20 protein-coding genes are annotated in these 19,278 nt (G+C 72.8%); 11 read left to right on the top strand and 9 right to left on the bottom strand.

Going from position 1 to position 19,278, the window contains the following annotated elements:
* Positions 1 to 15: 15 nt before the first annotated feature.
* Genes EES41_RS34175 through EES41_RS34165 form a run of 3 tightly spaced genes read right to left on the bottom strand, consistent with a single transcriptional unit; the run spans position 16 to position 3,508 of the window.
* Positions 16 to 381, bottom strand: coding sequence for a UBP-type zinc finger domain-containing protein (locus EES41_RS34175; RefSeq protein ID WP_123081759.1), 366 nt, complete (start codon positions 379 to 381; stop codon positions 16 to 18).
* Complete coding sequence (locus EES41_RS34170; protein WP_123081758.1) at positions 378 to 1,835, bottom strand: ATP-binding protein; 1,458 nt, start codon at positions 1,833 to 1,835, stop codon at positions 378 to 380. The genes EES41_RS34175 and EES41_RS34170 overlap by 4 nt, the downstream gene beginning before the upstream one ends.
* On the bottom strand, positions 1,832 to 3,508 hold the full coding sequence (locus EES41_RS34165; protein ID WP_123081757.1) for an FAD-dependent oxidoreductase: 1,677 nt from the start codon (positions 3,506 to 3,508) through the stop codon (positions 1,832 to 1,834). The genes EES41_RS34170 and EES41_RS34165 overlap by 4 nt, the downstream gene beginning before the upstream one ends.
* Positions 3,509 to 3,766: 258 nt before the next feature.
* Here EES41_RS34165 and EES41_RS34160 point away from each other — a divergent pair, with 258 nt between their 5' ends.
* Positions 3,767 to 4,327, top strand: coding sequence for a pyridoxamine 5'-phosphate oxidase family protein (locus EES41_RS34160; RefSeq protein ID WP_123081756.1), 561 nt, complete (start codon positions 3,767 to 3,769; stop codon positions 4,325 to 4,327).
* A 43-nt stretch (positions 4,328 to 4,370) separates the two neighbouring features.
* Here the strand turns inward: EES41_RS34160 and EES41_RS43320 are convergent, their stop codons facing one another.
* The gene (locus tag EES41_RS43320; protein ID WP_254211675.1) at positions 4,371 to 4,721 is read right to left on the bottom strand and encodes a DUF4190 domain-containing protein; all 351 of its coding nucleotides are present in this window, start codon (positions 4,719 to 4,721) and stop codon (positions 4,371 to 4,373) included.
* A complete protein-coding gene (locus EES41_RS34150) occupies positions 4,718 to 4,903 on the bottom strand; it encodes a hypothetical protein (RefSeq protein WP_123081755.1) in 186 nt (61 codons plus the stop codon). Before EES41_RS34150 ends, EES41_RS43320 begins: the two co-directional genes overlap by 4 nt.
* 101 nt (positions 4,904 to 5,004) lie before the next feature.
* Here EES41_RS34150 and EES41_RS34145 point away from each other — a divergent pair, with 101 nt between their 5' ends.
* The gene (locus tag EES41_RS34145; RefSeq protein ID WP_123081754.1) at positions 5,005 to 5,628 is read left to right on the top strand and encodes a TetR family transcriptional regulator; all 624 of its coding nucleotides are present in this window, start codon (positions 5,005 to 5,007) and stop codon (positions 5,626 to 5,628) included.
* Between the two features lie 81 nt (positions 5,629 to 5,709).
* Here the strand turns inward: EES41_RS34145 and EES41_RS34140 are convergent, their stop codons facing one another.
* A complete protein-coding gene (locus EES41_RS34140) occupies positions 5,710 to 5,913 on the bottom strand; it encodes a hypothetical protein (protein WP_037793902.1) in 204 nt (67 codons plus the stop codon).
* Positions 5,914 to 6,219: 306 nt separating this feature from the next.
* Here EES41_RS34140 and EES41_RS34135 point away from each other — a divergent pair, with 306 nt between their 5' ends.
* Positions 6,220 to 6,492, top strand: a complete 273-nt coding sequence (locus EES41_RS34135) for a hypothetical protein (RefSeq protein ID WP_123081753.1) — start codon at positions 6,220 to 6,222, stop codon at positions 6,490 to 6,492.
* Between the two features lie 84 nt (positions 6,493 to 6,576).
* Here the strand turns inward: EES41_RS34135 and EES41_RS34130 are convergent, their stop codons facing one another.
* Positions 6,577 to 7,797: a cytochrome P450 gene (locus EES41_RS34130; protein ID WP_123081752.1), complete on the bottom strand. Its 1,221-nt coding sequence runs from the start codon at positions 7,795 to 7,797 to the stop codon at positions 6,577 to 6,579.
* 320 nt (positions 7,798 to 8,117) lie between these two features.
* On the opposite strand from EES41_RS34130, the gene EES41_RS34125 reads away from it, so the two are divergent.
* A complete protein-coding gene (locus tag EES41_RS34125; RefSeq protein WP_123081751.1) occupies positions 8,118 to 9,065 on the top strand; it encodes a chlorophyllase in 948 nt (315 codons plus the stop codon).
* Between the two features lie 22 nt (positions 9,066 to 9,087).
* Here the strand turns inward: EES41_RS34125 and EES41_RS34120 are convergent, their stop codons facing one another.
* Both EES41_RS34120 and EES41_RS34115 read right to left on the bottom strand, forming a co-directional pair.
* Entirely contained in the window at positions 9,088 to 9,831 is a 744-nt protein-coding gene (locus EES41_RS34120; RefSeq protein ID WP_123081750.1) for a class I SAM-dependent methyltransferase, read from the bottom strand.
* Between the two features lie 188 nt (positions 9,832 to 10,019).
* A complete protein-coding gene (locus EES41_RS34115; protein WP_123081749.1) occupies positions 10,020 to 10,256 on the bottom strand; it encodes a hypothetical protein in 237 nt (78 codons plus the stop codon).
* 640 nt (positions 10,257 to 10,896) lie between these two features.
* Between EES41_RS34115 and EES41_RS34110 the strand changes: the two genes are divergently transcribed.
* The 7 genes from EES41_RS34110 to EES41_RS34080 all read left to right on the top strand — a co-directional run bounded on the left by EES41_RS34110 (position 10,897) and on the right by EES41_RS34080 (position 19,188).
* A complete protein-coding gene (locus EES41_RS34110; RefSeq protein ID WP_254211674.1) occupies positions 10,897 to 12,123 on the top strand; it encodes a sedoheptulose 7-phosphate cyclase in 1,227 nt (408 codons plus the stop codon).
* Entirely contained in the window at positions 12,120 to 12,896 is a 777-nt protein-coding gene (locus tag EES41_RS34105; protein WP_123081747.1) for an SDR family NAD(P)-dependent oxidoreductase, read from the top strand. Before EES41_RS34110 ends, EES41_RS34105 begins: the two co-directional genes overlap by 4 nt.
* 123 nt (positions 12,897 to 13,019) lie before the next feature.
* Positions 13,020 to 14,558 (top strand): GMC family oxidoreductase, encoded by a 1,539-nt coding sequence (locus EES41_RS34100; RefSeq protein ID WP_123081746.1) that lies wholly within the window; start codon positions 13,020 to 13,022, stop codon positions 14,556 to 14,558.
* Complete coding sequence (locus EES41_RS34095) at positions 14,555 to 15,598, top strand: Gfo/Idh/MocA family protein (protein ID WP_254211673.1); 1,044 nt, start codon at positions 14,555 to 14,557, stop codon at positions 15,596 to 15,598. The genes EES41_RS34100 and EES41_RS34095 overlap by 4 nt, the downstream gene beginning before the upstream one ends.
* Positions 15,595 to 16,929, top strand: coding sequence for a sugar porter family MFS transporter (locus tag EES41_RS34090; RefSeq protein ID WP_123081745.1), 1,335 nt, complete (start codon positions 15,595 to 15,597; stop codon positions 16,927 to 16,929). Before EES41_RS34095 ends, EES41_RS34090 begins: the two co-directional genes overlap by 4 nt.
* A 40-nt stretch (positions 16,930 to 16,969) precedes the next feature.
* Positions 16,970 to 17,572 (top strand): HAD family phosphatase, encoded by a 603-nt coding sequence (locus EES41_RS34085; protein ID WP_123081744.1) that lies wholly within the window; start codon positions 16,970 to 16,972, stop codon positions 17,570 to 17,572.
* Between the two features lie 164 nt (positions 17,573 to 17,736).
* Entirely contained in the window at positions 17,737 to 19,188 is a 1,452-nt protein-coding gene (locus tag EES41_RS34080) for an NUDIX domain-containing protein (RefSeq protein ID WP_123081743.1), read from the top strand.
* Positions 19,189 to 19,278 lie beyond the last annotated feature (90 nt).

Raw genomic sequence — 19,278 nt, 5'->3', positions numbered from 1 at the left:
GCCCCCGTCCGACGGTCAGCGGTGCAGCTGTCGCGTCCAGTCCTGCGGAACGCGGTCGGCCGGTCCCGGGGCCGACTGGTCATCGGGGTGGGCGACCGGCGGCGTCAGTGCGGGGCCGGACTCGTAGAGGGCGTCGGTGTCATAGCTCCAGAACCACTCCTCGCCCGGTTCGAAGCTCTGCACCAGCGGATGGCCGGCGGACTTCCAGTGGGCGGTGGCGTGCTGGCCGGGCGAGGAGTCGCAGCAGCCGATGTGGCCGCACTGGGCGCAGCGCCGCAGGTGGAACCACCAGCCGCCGAGCGCGTCGCAGTCGGCGCAGCCGGTGCCGCTGGGGGGCGTGCTCGGGTCGATTCCGTCGATTCCGTCGATGCCGTCGGTCATACGGGCTCCTCTGTGGTGTCGGATTCCGGGTCGGTCAGGGGCAGCAGCACCTGGAAGCGGGTGTCGCCCGGTTCGGACTCGACCTGGAGGCTGCCGTGGTGCTTGTTGACGACGATCCGCCAGGAGATGTCCAGGCCGAGGCCGGTGCCCTGGCCGACCGGTTTGGTGGTGAAGAAGGGGTCGAAGATGCGGCCGCGGATGTCCGCCGGGATGCCGGGGCCGGTGTCGCGGAACTCCACGAGCAGCCGGTCCCCCTCCCGCGCCGTGCGGACCGTCAGCGTGCCGTCGTGGCCGGTGCTCGTGATGGCGAAGACGGCGTTGTCGATGAGGTTGGTCCACACCTGGTTGAGTTCCGCCGGGTAGGCCGGCACTTCGGGCAGGGAGCGGTCGTACTCCTTGACCACGCGGACCCGGGAGCCGGTCTTGCCGGACAGCATCAGCAGCGTGCTGTCGAGGAGTTCGTGGACGTCGACGACCCGGTGCGGGGCGCGGTCGAGCTGCGAGTACTGCTTGGCGGCGTCCACGAGGTGGGAGATGCGGGTGGTGGAGTCGTCGATCTCGTCCATCAACAACTCGGTCTCGACGGTGTAGTTGAGCCAGCCGATGGCCGACGGCAGGATCTCCTCGGCCACCGTCGCCGCGACCTGTTCCAGCCAGTCCGTGTCCAGTCCGGCCTGTACGAAGGTCGGCGCGATCCGCCAGCCCTCCTGGATGCCGTGGTCGTCGAGCCAGTCGGCGAGTTCGTCCTCCCGGTCGGAGGCCTCCAGCGGGCTGAGCGCCGTGGCCTTCGCGACGCGTTCGACGGTGCGCTCCTGGATCTCGATGAGCTCGGCGATCGTCTCGCGCGAGTACTGGCCCTGGGAGATGTGGGCCAGCTTGTGCCGCATCTTGCCGACCCGTTCGCGCAGCGTCGCGGTGGCCCGGACGGCGGCCGCGGCCGGGTTGTTCAGCTCGTGGGTGAGGCCGGCGGACAACGACCCCAGCGCCAGCAGCCGTTCGCGCTGGCCGACGGCCCGCTGGGTGTTCTTCGAGCCGAAGAAGAGGCCCTCCAGCAGGTGCGCGGCCATCGGGAACCATTCCTGCATGATGTCCGCGAACGACTGCGCGGGCAGCACGAAGAACCGCGTCGGCTCGGTCACCCGCATCGAGTTGGTGTACGTCTGCGGCACCTGGTCCCCCAGGTAGGCCTGCATGGCCCCGGCGTACACGCCGCGCTGCGAGGTCCGGCTCACCTCCACGTCGTCGCCGCCGACCCGGCGGGACATGACGACGGTGCCCTCGACCATCACGTAGAAGCAGGTGGCCGGGTCACCCTCGGTGTACACGGGACCGGCCTCGAACCGCTCCACCCGCCCCTCGGCGCACAGCCGCCCGAGCTGCTGCGGGGAGAGCTTCTCGAACAGGAACAGCGAGGCGATCTCCTGCGGGCTGCAGGGCATGAGCCGGCCGCTCACGACTGCTCCAGGTACCGGTGGACGAGCATCACTGCCATGGCTCCTTCTCCGACGGCCGACGCGACGCGCTTGGCGGACTCGGCGCGCGCGTCGCCCGCCACGAACACGCCGGGGATGTTGGTCTCCAGGTGGTAGGGCGGCCGGTCCAGCTCCCACCCGGCCGGCGGCCTCCCGTCCGGGGTGAGGTCCGGTCCGGCCAGGATGAAGCCGCGCCCGTCGCGCAGCACCGTACCGTCGAGCCAGTCGGTCAGCGGGGCCGCGCCGATGAAGACGAACATCCACTGCGCGTCGACGAGTTCGGCGCCGCCGCTGTCCACGTCGCGCAGCGTCAGCTGCTCCAGGTGCCCCTCGCCGTGCGCGGCCTCGACGACGGTCCGGGTCCGGACCGTGATGTTCGGCGTCTCCTGGATCTGCTGGATCAGGTAGTACGACATCGACGCGGTCAGGGACTCCCCCCGCACCAGCAGCGTCACCGACTTCGCGCTGCGCGCCAGGTACATCGCCGCCTGTCCGGCGGAGTTGGCGCCGCCGACGATGTAGACGTCCTGCCCCTGGCACGAGGCGGCCTCGGTGAGCGAGGAGCCGTAGTACACCCCGCAGCCGGTCAGGCTGTCGCAGCCCGGCGCCTGGAGCTGCCGGTACGACACGCCGGTCGCCAGGATGACGCTGTGCGCGGCGATCCTGGAGCCGTCGGAGAAGCTGACGACGCGCGCCGCGCCGTTGGCCTCCAGCCCGGTGACCTCGCGCGCGGTGAGGATCTCGGCGCCGAACCGGCCGGCCTGGCGGCGGGCGCGGTCCGTGAGCTGCGCGCCGGACACGCCGTCCGGGAAGCCGAGGTAGTTCTCGATGCGGGAGCTCTGGCCGGCCTGTCCGCCGGTCGCCGACCGCTCGATCAACACGGTGCGCAGCCCTTCGGAGGCCCCGTACACGGCCGCGCCGAGGCCGGCCGGGCCGCCGCCGATCACGACGAGGTCGTAGAAGTCGGTGGCCGGCGTCGTCGCGAGCCCGACGTGGGCCGCCAGCTCGGGCACCTCCGGCTCGATCAGCGGGGTGCCTTCCGGGGTGATCACCAGGGGCAGGCGTTGCCCGTCGGCCCCGGCCGCCTCCAGCAGTCGCCGCCCTTCCGGGTCGTCGGAGGAGTACCAGCGGTAGGGCACCTGGTTGCGGGCCAGGAACTCCCGGACGTTCGAGGAGGGCGCCGACCAGCGGTGCCCGATCACCTTGGTGACGCCGACGGGCCGGTAGTCGTTGGCGCGCCAGGCGGCGAGGAGGTCGTCCAGGACCGGATAGAGCTTCTCCTCGGGCGGGTCCCACGGCTTGAGCAGGTAGTGGTCGAGGTCGACGACGTTGATCGCGTCGATCGCCGCGTTGGTGTCGGCGTACGCGGTCAGCAGCACGCGCCGCGCGCCCGGGTACACGGTCAGGGCCTGTTCGAGGAATTCGATGCCGTTCATCTGCGGCATGCGGTAATCGGCCAGGATCACGGCCACCAGGTCGCCGCGCAGTTTCAGCTCGCGCAGCGCCTCCAGCGCGGATTCGCCGGACTCGGCGCGCACGATCCGGTATCCGGCGCCGTAGCGGCGCCGCAGGTCACGGGCGACGGCGCGGGACACTCCCGGATCGTCGTCCACGGTCAGAATGACGGTCCGCGTCGTTTCGGCGACCTCTGTCATGCGTACGTCTCCCACCCCGAGCTGGCGGCACGGCAAACCGCCCGCGCCGGTTCCCGCCCATCGTATGTTCGATCGCCCGGGTTCGCCCCAGGACACGGCGGGCCGTGCACTGTGGGTACGGCCCGGGTCGCGGGTGGTCAACCCGGGCGTCTACGGAAGGGGGCCGTACCGCGCGGGGGCCCGGCAAACGGGTGCGGCCTGGCGGGGGACGGTTTCCGGGCGGGCGGCCCGTCGTTGTGGGGAGGAAGGAGGTCTGCCATGCCACCAGCACAGGGGCCCGCGAAGCAGCCCACGACCGAACTCGACGCGCGCTACAGCTCGGCGCTCCATCCCCGCCCCGGCGCCGAGGACGTCACTCCCACCGAGTGGACCGAGGCCCAGCGGCAGCTGCGGGCCGCCGAGATCTTCTGGGTGTCCACGGTGCGGCCCGACGGCCGGCTGCACGTCACGCCCGTGATCGCCGCCTGGCACGGCGGGGTGCTGTACTTCTCGACCGGCGCGACGGAGCAGAAGGCGAGGAACCTCGCCCACGACGGTCACTGCGCCGTGACGACCGGGGGGAACTCACTCACCGAGGGGCTCGACCTCGTGGTCGAGGGGACGGCCGAGCCGGTCGTCGACGCCGGGGCGCTGGAGGAGGTGATCGCGGCGTACGAGGAGAAGTACGGGGCGCACATCACCTCCCCCGAGGGCACTTTCCACGGGATCGGGGACGCGTTCCGCCGGGGGGACGTGGTCGTGTTCGCGGTGGCCCCGGCCACGGCGTACGGCTTCGGCCGGGACGACGGGGTCTACTCCCACACGCGCTGGACGTTCTGAGCCGTCATGCCCGGGCCGGGCCGGGCCGGCCGGGCCGGGCCGCTCAGGTCAGGCTCCACGACCAGGTGTGGTCGGCGCTGACGAGGGTGGCGAGGACCACGAGGTCCGCCACGCCCAGGGCGATCCCGAGGCGGGCGCGGCCCGGCCGGGACGTGCGCCGCCACAGGGCGAGGGAGCCGAGGACGACGGCGACGGGGCCCAGGACGATGTTCATCACCAGGAGCCCGACGAGGCCGAGGACGAACGCGGTGACGGCCATCGCGTCGGCGTCACGCGTTCGGGCCCGCGCCGGGGTCGGTGCCGGAGCCGGAGTCGGGACCGGAGCCGGAGTCGGGACCGGAGCCGGGGCGTTCTTGGCGGGGGTGCGCGGGGTCATCTCGGTGCGCGGGGTCATCGCAGGCCTCCCCGGTTGCCGGGCCGGCCGGAGCGGTGGCCCGAGAGGTGTTCGCGCGCCGCGAAGACGGCGAGCCAGAGGGCGATGGCGAGTCCGGCGGCCACGCTGACCGGTACCGGCACGTGGGCCACGGCGCCGAGGACGACGCCGAGGACGAGTAGTGCGACTACGAGGAAGAGCACGGGTTTTCCTCCTGCCTTCAGGTAACAGTTGTTCACTGACTATCCGGTATAGTTTGGCACATGCTGGCGGCTGGCGACTGTGACGAGGTTGACTTCCCGACATGAGTCCGAACACCGGTGTCCGCGAGGCCCAACGCCGCCGTACCCGACGCGCCCTCCTCGACGCGGCCCTGTCGCAGCTGGAGGAGCGCAGCCTCGGGAGCCTCGGGCTCCGGGAGGTGGCCAGGGCCGCCGGAGTCACCCCCACCGCCTTCTACCGGCACTTCCACGACATGGGCGAGCTGGGGGCCGCGCTCGTCGAGGAGGCCTTGGCGAGCCTGCACGAGACCGTGCGGGACGTCCTCGCCGAGACCGGTGACGCGGCCCGGCGCGGCGACGCCGCGGTGCGTCTCGTCGCCGAACTGGTCCGCAGCCGTCCGGCGCACGTCCGCTTCCTCGTCCGCGAGCGGCACGGCGGGGTCACGGCGGTGCGCGAGGCCATCGACGGGCAACTCGACGCGTTCGCGGACGAGATCGGCGCCACCCTCGCCGCCGATCCGGTCAGCGCGGGCTGGGGCGCCGACGACGTGACCATGCTGTCGCGGCTCTTGGTGGACCACATGTTCATGACGGCCTCGGCCTGCCTCGCCGCTTCGCTGCGCGGCGAGGACTGGTCGGCCGTCATCGGCACGGCCCGCGGCCAGCTCCGCCTGATCCACCTGGGACGCGTGCACTGGCCGGGCTGAACCGGGCGGAGGGCTCGCCCGCACGCCCAACTCCCGGGCGGGCCGCGGCCCGCGAGCCCGGCCTGATCCGAAAGACAGGCCCTAAGCGGTCGCGGTCTCCGCCGCGTCCGCGTCGGGGGTCACGACCAGGAACGCGTCCCGCTCCAGGTCCATCACGACGGTCGCCCGCTCACCTCTCGCCCGGCACCCCGCCGCGTACTCCTCCGCAGGCCAACTGCCGTGCGGATCACCGGCGGGAAAGGACTCCAGCACCCTCGCAGCACGCACCGCCGCCACCTCCGTCAGCAACGAACCTTCCCTGCGGGCCGTTTGCCCTCCGGTCGCGGGACCATGCGCCGTGGCGCGTGCGCGCGCGGGAACGGCCCTGATGCCGGTCCCGGCCCGGTACGGGCCGGTGCAAGGCCCAGCGGGTGCGTACGGCAGGGGGCTGCTCTAGCGTCGAGAGAGGGAGGAAAGCCCTGTCGAGCCGGTCCGGGCGGGGCCCGGACCCCTGGCCGCACCCCGGCCGGGCGCGCTCGGCGCCGTTCCCACGCGGATCCGGCACTTCCAGGTTCCGGGCCGCACGACGATCCCGGAGAGCAGGTGCGTCCCATGCGCACGTCGACCCGTATCGCAGGTGCCCTCACCGGCCTGACCCTCGCACTCGGTGGCGTGGCCTTCATCGCCCCCGCCGCCCACGCGGACGTCACGGCCTGCATCAACCAGGTCGAGCGGGAACTCCAGGGCGGAGAGGCCCCGGACTCCATACGAATGGCCTGTTACGTCGGCCTGACCGGCGACCACGCGCAGTGTGTGAGCGGCCTGACGGCGGGCGGCGTGACCAACGGCACCGCGGTGAGCGCCTGCCGGGTGGCCCCCAACTAGGCGCCCGCCCCCCTGGACCGGCCCGGACGGCAGCACCGTCCGGGCTGATCCACGGCCCACGGCTCACGGCCCACGGCCCAGGCCCTAACCTCCCGGGGTGAACGTCACCGGCAGGCTCTCGGGGCCGCGCAGACCGCCGGGGCGCCAGCGGATCTCGTCCGGTGCCACGGCGAGGGCGAGCCCGGGGAGCCGGCGCAGGGCGGCGGCGATGGCGATCTGCCCCTCCAGCCGGGCCAGTGGCGCGCCCAGGCAGTAGTGGATGCCGTGCCCGAACGCGAGGTGGGCGTTGTCCTGCCGGGTGATGTCCAGGCGCTCGGGGTCGGGAAAGCGCGCCGGGTCGCGGTCGGCGATGGCCGAGCCGATCAGCACGGTCGCGCCGCGCGGAACGGTCACGCCGGCGATCTCGACGTCCTCGCGCGCGAACCGGGCGATGCCGGGGCTGACCGGCCCGTCGTAGCGCAGGAACTCCTCGATCGCGCCCGGCAGCAGTTCGGGGTCGGAGCGCAGCAGGTCGAGCTGGCCGGGGTGGGTGAGCAGCATGGCGATGCCGCCGCTGATCAGGTTGACCGTGGTGATGTGGCCGGCGGCCAGCAGCAGGAACACCATGGCGACCAACTCGTCCTCGGTCAGCCGCTGTTCCTCGTCCCGGGCGGCGATGAGGCCGCTGAGCAGGTCTTCGCCGGGGGCCGCCCTTTTGGCGTGGACGAGCTCGGTCACGTAGGCGCGCATGTGCTGGTACGCCTCGTTCACCACGGCGGGATCCGGTGGCTCCGCGCCGCGGGTCACGATGCGGTTGGTCCAGCGCTGGAAGTCGTGCCGGTCGTCCACCGGCACCCCGAGCAGTTCGCTGATGACCGTGACCGGGAGCGGGAGCGCGAAGTCGGCGACGAGGTCCGCACGGCCGGCCGGGGCGACCGCGTCCAGCAGCTGGTCGGTGATGGCCTGGATCCGCGGCCGCATCCCGGCCACCCGGTGCGCGGTGAACGCCTTGGAGACGAGCCGTCGCAGGCGGGTGTGGTCGGGCGGATCGCTGCGGAGCATGTTGCCCATCAGCGACTCGCCCCCCGATGTGGGCAGCTGCCGCAGGAGCCGGGCGTCCGAGGCGTCGCGTACGTCGCTGCTGAGGCGGGAGTCGGACAGGGCCGCGAGCCCGTCCTCGTAGCGGGTGACCACCCAGGCGTCCAGGGCGCCCGCGATGACGACGCGGCGCACGGGGCCGTCCTCGCGCAGTTGCCGGTACAGCGGGAACGGGTCCGCCACGAAGGCCGGATCTGCATAGGGCAGGGGAACCGACCCCTCGGTCATGACGCCTCCCGCAGTACGCCGTCCTCGCTGTCGAGGGTGAGGTTATATGCGTGAACCTCCGGATACATCGGTTTCCTCCCCACCTACCGCCTTACGGATGCCCACTCCGAGCCGATCGGACCAGCTCCGCCTCCCGGGAACGGGCTCGCGCCACCCCCCCCCCCGTATCGTTTGACAAAACGGAACGCCGCTCCGAATACTAATACGGAGCGGCGTTCCGTTTTGGTTGACCGAAGCGGGCCGCCCCCGACCGCCCTGCCCGTCGCCGTTCGAACGAGACGACCGGCGCGCGCGGGCTCCACAGAGGGGAACGACTCGTCATGAGCGCAGCCACATCCGCCGACACGACCCCGGTGCTGTCCTTCAGCCCGGTGGTGCTGTCCGTACCCGGGCGCCCCGCGGACCTCCAGGTCCGCGTCTCGGCGCCCGTGACCGGGACCGGCCTCCCCGTCATCCTCCTGTCCCACGGCCACGGCCGCTCGAACCACCTCTCCTCGCTGAACGGCTACGCGCCACTGGCGAACTACTGGGCGGCTCACGGGTTCGTCGTCATCCAGCCCACCCACCTCAGCTCCCGCACCCTGAGCCACCTGCACGCCGACACCCCCGGAGCGCCGCACTTCTGGCGCTCGCGAGCCGAGGACATGACGCACGTCCTCGACCGGCTCGACCTGATCGAGGCCGCCGTGCCACAGCTGGCGGGGCGGGTCGATCACGACAAGGTGGCCGTGGCCGGGCACTCGCTCGGCGGTCACACCGCCGGCCTCCTGCTGGGCGCCCGGGTCACCGACCCCGACACCGGGGAGGAAGCGAACCTGTTCGAGCCCCGGATCAAGGCGGGCGTACTGCTCGCCGCCCCCGGCCGGGGCGGCGACGTCCTCACCGGGCCCATGGCCGCGCAGGTGCCGTTCCTCCAGAGCATCGACTTCTCCACCATGACCACCCCCGCACTGGTCGTCGCCGGCGACAAGGACGACTCCCGGCACTTCACGGACATGGGGCCGGACTGGCACGCCGACCCGTACACCCTCGCCCCCGGCCCCAAGACCCTGCTCACCCTGTTCGACGCGGAGCACGGTCTCGGCGGGATCGCCGGATACGACGCCGCCGAGACCACGGACGAGGAGCCCGAACGGGTCACCGCCGTAGGCCGACTGACCGCGGCCTGGCTCCGTACCGCGTTCCACCCCGACCACGCCGCGTGGAGGGCGGCGCGCGAGACACTGACGACCGCCCCCGACCCGGCCGGCCGGGTCGAATCCAAGTAGGGCGCCCCCGCCGACCGGCCGGTCAGGTGCGGCAGCGGAGCATTTCCAGCGGCGGGTTCGCGAGGAGGTCCGCCCAGAACTCCTCGCCGAACTCACGGACGCCCGCTTCGGACACCTGGAGCGGGAGCCACTCCAGCGCGCCGAACCCGGCCCCCCGCAGGGACTCCTCGTAGACCTCGCGGCGCGGAGCCGTGGCGACGATGCTGATCGGCCGGGGGTCGAGGAGAGCCGTGACCCGCACCCGCGGACCCGTCTCCGCCTCCTCGCCGGTCGCCTCGCAGCGGAACCCGTACGTGTCCAAGGACGCGCAGTCGAACCGGTAGTCGGGCTTCTGGGCGAGTACGAAGAACTCTCCGCCCGGCACCAGGCTCCGGTGGACGGCGCGGCACATGCGCTCCATCGCAGCGATGTCCTCGGCGTAGTTGAGGCACTGCACGCCCACCGCGATGTCGAAGCGCCTTTCGAGGCGGCGCAGTTCGGCCACGTCACCGACCTCGTACCGGACACCCAGCGGCTCGCGCCGCTCGGCCTGCTCCCCGGCGGCGATCATCTCGGCGGAGATGTCGACACCGAGGACGTCGGTCGCGCCGCGCCGTTTGAACTCCCTGCTGTAGAACCCGGTGCCGCACGCCAGATCGAGCACGGACTTTCCCCTCACGTCCCCGACCACGCCCAGGAAGCTCGGTACCTCCCCGTACCGCGTCAGCGGCAGGGACTTGAACCCCTCGAACGCCTCACCGATCTCGTCGTACTGCTGCACGCTCACGTGCCGCCCCCCTCTTTCGGTTCGTCCTGTACGCGGCCGCGGCGGTCCTCGGTCGTGGCCGCGCGGTCGTGGCAGTGAGTCTGCTCCGCCCCCGTCCGGCCGCCGTACTGGCAGATGACACGAAGAAGTCGCCGGGACGATCCTCCTATCGCCCAACACCGCGCCCCGGAAGAGATGCCCTGACCGGGCTAGTGCGGCGTCCAGGTGAACTTGCCGCCGCCGACCCACCGGACCACATCGAGGTCGTCGAGGTCGTGGATCGGAATCCCCGCCTCGGAGGCGACCAGGAGCACGTCCGTCATCGACATCGCCCTGCCGACGAACTCTCCGTCGACCTCCACGATGCGGAAGGGCGGGTTTCCAGGTTGAACGCCCAGGACGGTGATCCGCGCCGGCGAGATGTGAGGTGTCGAGCCTTCGGTCATGCAGAGACGGTTCCACGCCGGGGCCGGTATCGCGCGCGGCGACACGTTCCGAGCCGCCGAATCACCGCCGCGGGCCGAACGTACGCACCGGCGCGGGCCACGCGGACGGCGGTCAGGGCAGGGCAGGACCGGACAGGGGCAGGCCGGAAGGGGCGGGCGACGACGGCCGCCCCCGGCCAGTCGGGGTTACCGAAGGTATTCCGTACCGCCCGCTCGATTCGATGACGCCGGCGTGTCTCAAACTCTGGAGACCGATGGTGGATTTAACGGTGAGATACGCCACAACGGCAATGGTCAAGCCGTATACGAACTCCCTCGGATTGACCGGATTCCGCCCTCCCCCGGGAGGGTATCCGACCGAATTGTTTCAGCCTTCGACAGTCACGGGGCACCGGCGCCACCCCAAGCGCGTGACGGGGCGGCGAGCCGAGGGGAGGGGCGCTTTTGAGCCACCGCACAGGGCTCGGGGCGTGGCCGATCCGAGAGGGCGAGAGCAACAGAAACCGGACCATCCCACCCGTCAAGACATAGGACGAATAAGACATATGGCGGGAAAATCTCCATTTGCGCCGCCCCGGCCTCGCTGTATGTTCCGTAGTGCAACAAACCGAACGCTGTGGCAGCGAGAGGGAGAACCACCATGAGCGGAACCACGCGTCAGCAGAGCTGGAAGATTCAGACGGAATTACCCGTCGAATACGAGATCGTCGAAACCCATGACCTGTTGAATCCGGAGAATCCCGACCTCCTCACCGTTCCCGGCGGCGGCCGCGGTACGGGTACCCGGCTCGTCATTCTCGACCATTCCGTGGACGAGCTGTACGGAACGAAAATTCGCACCTATTTCTCAGACAACGACGTGCCCGTCGATTATTTGACGCTTCCCGGCTCGGAGGAGAACAAGTCCATCGAGCGCGTCCTGGAAGTGGTCAACAAGCTGAACGAGGTCGGCACCAACCGCCTCAGTTCCCCGCCGATCGTCATCGGCGGCGGCGTCGTGGCCGACGTGGTGGGGCTCGCCGCGAGTCTCTACCGGCGCGGCATCCCGTTCGTCCGGGTGCCCACCACGCTCCTCGGCCAGGTCGACGTCAGCGTGGCCGCGAAGTCGGGCATCAACTACGGCGGCTACCGCAACCGTCTCGGTGCCTACACCCCGCCGCCCCGGACCCTGATCGACCGCTCCTTCCTCGCCACCGTCCCGCGCCGCCAGTTGCGCAACGGCATGGGCGAGATCTTCAAGATGGCCCTGATCAAGGACCTGCGTCTGTTCGAGCTCCTGGAGGAGTACGGCGCGGAGCTCATCGAGGCGCGCTTCCAGGACCCGCGGCCCGGTGAGGAGCCCGGCCGGCGCGGCGACGGCCCGGCGGCAGCCGTGGCCGACGAGGTCATCGGCCGGGCCATCGCGGGAATGGCCGAGGAGCTCCAGCCCAACCTGTGGGAGAAGGACCTCCAGCGGTCCGTGGACTACGGGCACTCGTTCTCGCCGCTGGTGGAGATGCGGGCCCTCCCCGAACTGCTGCACGGCGAGGCCGTGGCCATGGACTGCGTCTTCTCCGCGCTCCTCGCCGTCGGCCGGGGCCTGATCGACGACGACCAGTTCACCCGCATCGTCGCCGTGGCCCGGCGGATGGGGCTCGCCCCCTCCCACCCGCTGTTCTGCGACGTGGAACTCGTCCTGGAGGGCCTCGCGGATACGGTCCTGCACCGCGACGGCAAGCAGAACCTGCCGATCCTCACCGCGATCGGCGAGGTGTGCTTCCTCAACGACGTCACCGAAGGCGAGATCGAACGGGCCTGCGCGGGCATGGGCCGCCTGCTCGGCACCGGCGCCGGCCGGACGGGACAGTGCGTGGGTGCCGACCGATGAGCGAAGCCCCCGACGGATCCGACGGATCCGACGGCCGGGTCGTGGTCGTCACCGGCGGCAGCGCGGGCATCGGCAGGGCGGCCGCCGTGGCGTTCGCGGCGGCCGGGCTGCGCGTCGTCATCGCGGCCCGGAGCGAGGAGCGCGGCGCCGAGGCCGAGCGCGAGATCCGGGCACGGGGCGGCCAGGCGCGCTTCGTCCGCTGTGACGTCACCAGCCCCGGACAGGTCCGCGACCTGTTCGCCCGGACCGTCGAGCTGTACGGAAGGGTGGACCACGCCTTCAACAACGCCGGTGTTCCCGGCGACGGCCGCCTCGCCGACCTGACGACGGACGACTTCGACCGCGCCTTCGCCGTCAACACCCGGGGGCTGTGGCTGTGCCTGCGGGAGGAGCTGCGGCTCATGTCCGCCCAGGGCGGCGGCAGCATCGTCAACAACACCTCGGTGCACGGGCTGCGCACCGTCTTCCCCGGCATCGGCGCCTACGTCGCCTCGAAACACGCCGCGGTGGCCCTGACCCGCATGGCGGCCGTCGAACACGCCCATGAGGGGATCCGCGTCAACGCCGTCGCCCCGGGGCCCGTCGAGTCCGACATGCTGGCCGCCTCCGAGGCGGCCGTCGGCGGGGCCACGACCTGGCGCGGGCTGATCCCCTCCGGGGAGATCGGCACGCCGGGCCAGGTCTGCGACGTGGCGCTGTGGCTGTTCTCCCCCGCCTCCTCGTACGTGAACGGTCAGGTCATCGGCGTGGACGGCGGATTCCTCGCGACCTGAGGCGGCGCGCCCGGAAAGCCCCCGCGCCGCGCCGCCCGGGGACGCCCGGGACGCCCCCGTCCCCCCTCCTCCCGCCACTCCCCTGCTCAGTGGAGCGAAGGACGCACCCGAAGGACATCCCCCATGGAAAGCTTCACCACCTACGACTACGTCGTGGTCGGCGCGGGCGCGGCCGGCAGCGTCGTCGCCGCCCGGCTGAGCGAGGACCCGGGCCGTCGGGTCCTGCTCCTGGAAGCCGGGCCCGCGGACACCGACGCGCGCATCGCCCGGCCCGCCTCCTGGCCCTCGCTGCTCGGCGGCGAGCTGGACTGGCGCTACCGCACCACGCCGCAGGCCGCCCTCGACGGCAGACGCCTCGCCTGGCCCCGCGGCCGGGTCGTGGGCGGATCCGGCGCGATCAACGCCATGGTGCACATCCGCGGCGCCGCCTCGGACTTCGACGCGTGGCAGCGCTGGGGCGGCGACACCTGGAACGCCCGCCACCTCATGCCGTACCTGGAACGTCTCGAAGGCCCCGCCGACGCGGAACCGTACGGCCGCCTCCCGGTGGCCGAGAACACCGGGCCCCATCCGTTCGCCGCCGCGTTCGTCGAAGCCGCGCAGAAGTACGGGCTGCCCGGCAACCCCGATTTCAACGCCGGCCGACAGGAGGGCGTGGGCCTCTACCGCACCACCCGCACGACCGCCGCCCCGGGCGCTCCCGCCCACCGCGGCCACACCGCCCGCACCCACCTGCGGCCCGCCCTCGACCGCCCCAACCTCACGCTCGTGACGGACGCGGCCGTACAGGGCCTCCTGCTGGAGGGCGGCCGCGTGAGGGGCGTACGCATCCGGCGCGGTGGCGCGGGCCCGGTGAGCTCGATCCGCTGCACCGCCGAGGTGGTGGTGTGCGCGGGAGCCGTCGCCGCCCCGCAGCTGCTGCTGCTCAGCGGCATCGGCCCGGCGGCGGACCTGGCGGCGCTGGGCGTACCCGTGGCCGTGGACCTGCCCGGCGTCGGCTCCAACCTCCACGACCACGTCCAGGTCTCGCTCGCCTACGACACCGCCGAGGGCCACCCCGTCGCCGACTCCTCCAACCTCGGCGAGGCCGGCGGCTTCGTGTGCCTCGACGGTGCGTCGGGCGCGCCCGAGATCCAGCTGTCCTTCGCCCCGATGAAGGACCTCAACAACGCGGCGCGCCTCGGCCACGGCTTCACCATAGGCCCGGGCGTCACCCGCCCCCTCAGCCGCGGCCGGCTCGCGCTGGCCTCCGCCGACCCCGGCGCGCATCCCCTGATCGACCCCGCCTACCTCACCCACCCCGCCGACCTCGACGTCCTGGTGGAGGGGGTGCGCATCGCCCGCGACATCGCCGCGACCGACCCGCTCGCGGGGCTGACGGCCGGCCCCGCGCCGCTCGCTGCGACGGCCTCCCGCCGCGAACTGGAGGCGTTCGTACGGGCCAACGCGCAGACCCAGTTCCACCCGGTCGGCACCTGCCGGATCGGCCTCGACGGGGATGCCGGCGCCGTCGTCGACCCGAGGCTGCGGGTCCGGGGCACGAGCGGCCTGCGCGTGGCCGACGCCTCCGTCATCCCCAACATGATCACCGGAAACATCCACGCGGCCGTGGCCGCCGTCGCCGAACGCGCGGCCCGCTTCATCCAGGAGGACAACGCATGAGGGCCCACGACGAGCGGGACGGCGCCCTGCGCTGGGGTGTCCTGGGTGCCACCTCCTACATCGCCACCCACCTGATGCCGGCCATCGCCGCGGCCCCGGGCTGCGCCCTGACGGCCGTCGCCAGCCGCCCCGAACGGGCCGGGTCCGCCCGGGAAGTGGGCCGCGCCTTCGGCGCCACCGCCCACCCGGACTACGCCTCGCTGCTCGCGGACCCCGCCGTCGACGCCGTCTACGTACCGCTGCCCAACACGGAGCACGTCGACTGGACGCTGCGGGCGCTGGCGGCCGGCAAGCACGTCCTCGTCGAGAAGCCCCTGGCGATGGACGAGGACGGCTGCGCACGCGTCGAGAAGGCGGCCGAGGCGGCGTCGCGCACCGTCATGGAGGCGTTCATGTACCGCTTCCACCCCCAGCAGTCGCGTGCCGCCGAGATCCTCGCCTCCGGCGCGATCGGCGAACTGCGCCTCGTACGGGCCTCCTTCGCGTTCCGCATCGAGAGCGGCAGCGGCAACATCCGGCTGGAGCCCGCCCTGGGCGGCGGAGCCACCTGGGACGTCGGCTGCTACGCCGTCGACGTCCCGCTGCTGTTCTTCGGGCAGGCTCCCCGGCGGGTGAGCGCCCGCTTCAGCAGCCGCCCGGGCCTCGCCGTGGAGTCCAGCGCGGTCGCGACGATGGACTTCGGGCAGGGGCGTTCCGCGGTCGTCGACTACGGCATCGACTACGGTCCGCGCGCCGCCTACGAACTCCAGGGGACCCGCGGCACCGTCATGGTGCGCAACGCCTGGGCGATGGACGGCGAGGACGGGGTCATCACCGTACTGACGCAGGACGGCGGCGTCCGCGAGGAGACCGTCCCGGCGGCCAATCACTACCGGCTCCAGGTCGAAGCCTTCGCGCGGGCGGTGCGCGAGGGAGGGCCGACGCCGATGCCGCTCGCCGCGTCCCGGCGCACCGCCCGGGTGGGCAGCGCGCTGGTGGCGTCCGCCGCGGCCGGCGGCGCCGCCGTGGACACGTCGGACGAAGCGTCGGAGGGCCCGTGAGGCCCACGGGATCGCCGGCGGCCACCCGCACCCTGACGGTCTGCGTCGCCTCCGTCGGGGGGCTGCTCTTCGGCTACGGCACGGGCGTCATCGCCGGGGCCCTGCCGCTGGTGACCGCGGAGTACGGCCTGTCGTCCTGGGTCCAGGGCGCCGCGGTGTCCGCCGCCCTGCTGGGAGCCGCGCTGACGGCTCCCGGCAGCGGCCGGCTCGCGGACCGCTTCGGCCGGCTCCCGGTGATCGGCGCCGCGGCCGCGGTGTACGCGGTCGGCACGCTCGCCTCCGCCGCCGCCATCGGCACCGGGTCGCTCCTCGCCGGGCGCTTCCTGGTCGGACTGTCCCTGGGCGCCACGTCCTTCGCGGTGCCGCTGTACATCTCGGAGATCGCCCCGCCGGCCCGGCGGGGCGCCCTGGTCACGCTCAACCAGCTCATGATCACGATCGGGCTGCTGCTGTCCTACGTCGTCGCCTACGCCCTCGAACCGGCCGGAGCCTGGCGCTGGATGATGGCCGCGGGCATCGCCCCGGCCCTCCTGCTGCTGGGCGGGATGTTCCTCGTACCCGAGTCACCGGACTGGCTGCGCAGCCGGGGACACGGCGAACGGGCGGCGCTGGCGGCGGCCCGGCTCGGCATCGGGACGGAGGGCGGCCCCGCGGTCCCGGCTCAGGACCCGGTGCGCGGCACCGGTCTGCGCCTGGCCTGCGCGCGGGCGGGCCGCCGGTGGGTGGTGCTGGGCCTCGCGATCGCCGTCCTGGTCCACCTGACGGGCCTGAACACCGCCATCTACTACGCGCCGACGATCCTCGCCTCCAGCGGCCTCACCTCGGCCGGCGGCATCGTCGGCTCGATCCTGGTGGGGCTGTGCAACGTCGCGGCGACGGTGGTCACCGTACTGTGCCTGGACCGGTGGGGGCGGCGGCCGCTGATGATCGGCGGGCTCGCCGTCATGGCGCTCACCGCGCTGGGGATCACGGCCGCCGGACTCCTCGGTCACGAGGGCGCCGTCACCGCCCTGCTGCTGTGCGTCTTCATCACGGCCGGGGCGGTCGGCCCCGCCGCGGTGTTCTGGGTGTACATCTCGGAGATCTACCCCTCCGAGGCCCGGGGAGCGCTGATGAGCCTGGCCACCGCGGCCCACTGGGCGGCGGACTTCGTGGTCGCCACCACGTTCCTCCCGCTGGTCCAGCACCTGTCGCTGGCCGGGACCTTCGCCCTGTACGCGGCCGTCACGGGCGCGTCGGCGCTGGCCCTGGCCCGGTGGATGCCCGAGACACGGGGTAGGCCACTGACAACGACCGCCCCGCCGGTGATCCCCGTCCACCACGCCGACTGACCAGTCCCCCGCCCCTCCCCACCCCGAAGGTGCGTTGCCCATGCATCCCGATCTCGCCCCCCGCCACGCCGACTGCCTCCTCTTCGACTGGGACGGCACCCTGGTCGACAGCCAGTACGCCAACTACCGGGCCATGGCCGCCGTCCTGGCCCCGGAGGGCGTGGTCCTGGAACAGGAGTGGTTCGACGCCCGTACGGGCCTCTCCTCGGCGGAGATGATCCGCGTCCTGGTGGAGGAGCGCGCCCTGACGCCGTCCCGCCCCGTGGAGCTGCTCGTCGCCGACCGCGACGAGCTGTTCCTCAAGGAGGCGCACACCGTACGACCGCACCGCGAGGTGCTGCGGGTCGTCGAAGCCATGCACGGCCTGGTCCCGATGGCGGTGGCGTCCGGCGGGGCGCGCCGCGTCATCGAGGAGACCCTGCGCCACCAGCCGTTCAGGGAGCACTTCGACACCCTGGTGACCCGTGACGACGTCCAGCGGGGCAAGCCGGCGCCCGACATCTTCCTGCTCGCGGCCGAGCGCCTCGCGGCGCATCCCTCGCGCTGCACGGTGTACGAGGACAGCGACGAGGGCATCGAGGCGGCCCGCGCGGCGGGCATGACGGTCATCGACGTCCGCCCCTACACCGCCGCCCGGCCGTGACCCGCACCGGATCGCGGCCGTTCTTGGAGCACCAGTACCAACAGCCCACCTCTCTGGAGCTCCGGTCGTGTCCGAACAGCACCGTTCCGCCCCTCCCCCGGCCGGTGCGCTCTCGGTGAGGCTGCGTCGCCCCGCTCACCTTCTCCCCCGTCTGTGAGGCCGCCTTGGCGATCGCCCGCTCCGACATCCGCGAACTCGTCACCTCCTACCTGGAGCGCCACCCCGGCGAACGGGAGCTGCTGGCGGCCCTGTTGGAGGAGCCGGCGACCGCGTCCGAGGCCACGGACCGCGCCGCGCCGCCGGCGCGCGTCACGTGCAGCGCCGTCGTGATCGACCGGGACCGGCGGGTCCTGCACATCCACCACCCGGCGACGGGCGAAACGCCCCGCGCGCCGGGTGGGCGGGTGGCGGCCTCGGACCGCACGCTCCTCGAAGCGGCGCTGCGCGGACTCCGGGAGGAGGCCGGGATCCCGCCCGGCGCCCTGTGCGTCACCGCGGAGTTCCTGAGCGGCCCCCTGGACATCGCCGTCCACGCCGTCGAGGCGGGCCCCGCCGAGGGCCCACCGGCCCACCGGCACTACGACTTCCGGTTCGTCTTCTGCCTGGCCGATGCCGAGGAGGATTCGGGGCCGGGGCCGGGGTCGCAGTGGCCGCGGTGGCTGCGGTGGCTCCCCTTCGACCAGGTCGGCTCGCCGACGCTGCGGGCCAAGCTGCTGGCCTCCGGGCTCGACGGCGGCGTCGAACCGGTGAACGCCTCGGCGCTGATCCACGACGGTCAGGGCCGCTACCTGCTGCACCTCCGAGACGACGTACCCGGCATCTGGGAGCCGGGGGCCTGGGCCCTGCTGGGCGGTGGCCGCGAGCCGCAGGACGCCTCGCTGGAGGAGACCGTACGTCGTGAGCTGCGCGAGGAGGCCGGACTCGAACCGGCCGTACTGGAGCCGCTCGCCGTGGAGTCGGCCACCGGTACGGACGGCCTGACCGTCCCGGTGCGGGTCTTCGCCGGGTGCTGGAGCGGAGACCCCGCCACCCTGCCCCTCACCGAAGGGGTGATGCTCGCCTGGTTCGACCCGGGGACGATGCCCCGCCTGCGGATGAGCCCGGCCACCCTGGAGCTGGTACGCCGGCACGCGGCCGGGCGGCCCCCCGCTTCCGGCCGGGTGTCCGGGTCGCCGGCCCGGAGCGTTCCCCATGTCGTCGGCGTCCACCTCTACCTGGAGCGCGACGGGCAGGTCCTGCTCGGGCTACGGCATCCGGACAGCGCGTACGCGGGGTCCGCGCACCACTTCCTGGCCGGGCACTGCGAGCGGGAATCGGCCGTGAGCTGCCTGGTGCGGGAGGCGCGGGAGGAGGCCGGGCTGGTCATCGACCCGGCGGACGTGGAGCTGGCCCACCTGGTGCACGTCGTGGAGGGGGCGGGGGCGCAGCCGAGGATGCAGCTGGTCTTCCGGGCCCGGCGCTGGCGGGGATCACCGGAGGTGCGCGAACCGGACCGGTGCCTGTCCTGGGGCTGGTGGCCGACGGACGCCCTGCCGGACCCGATCGTCCCGTACGCCCGGGCCGCGATCGAGGGGATCCGCGCGGGCCGCCCGTACACCGAACTCGGCTGGACCTGAGCCCGCGGCGCGAACCGAACCACCGACCCGACCCGACCCGTCCCCACCGCCCGGCCGGGCACCGGGGCATCTGAGCTGATCGGAGCCGAT

Source organism: Streptomyces sp. ADI95-16, from assembly GCF_003721495.1.
Taxonomy (GTDB): Bacteria; Actinomycetota; Actinomycetes; order Streptomycetales; family Streptomycetaceae; genus Streptomyces; species Streptomyces goshikiensis.
Note: the sequence above shows the minus strand (reverse complement) of the source record. Positions and strands in the feature narration are given on the sequence as shown.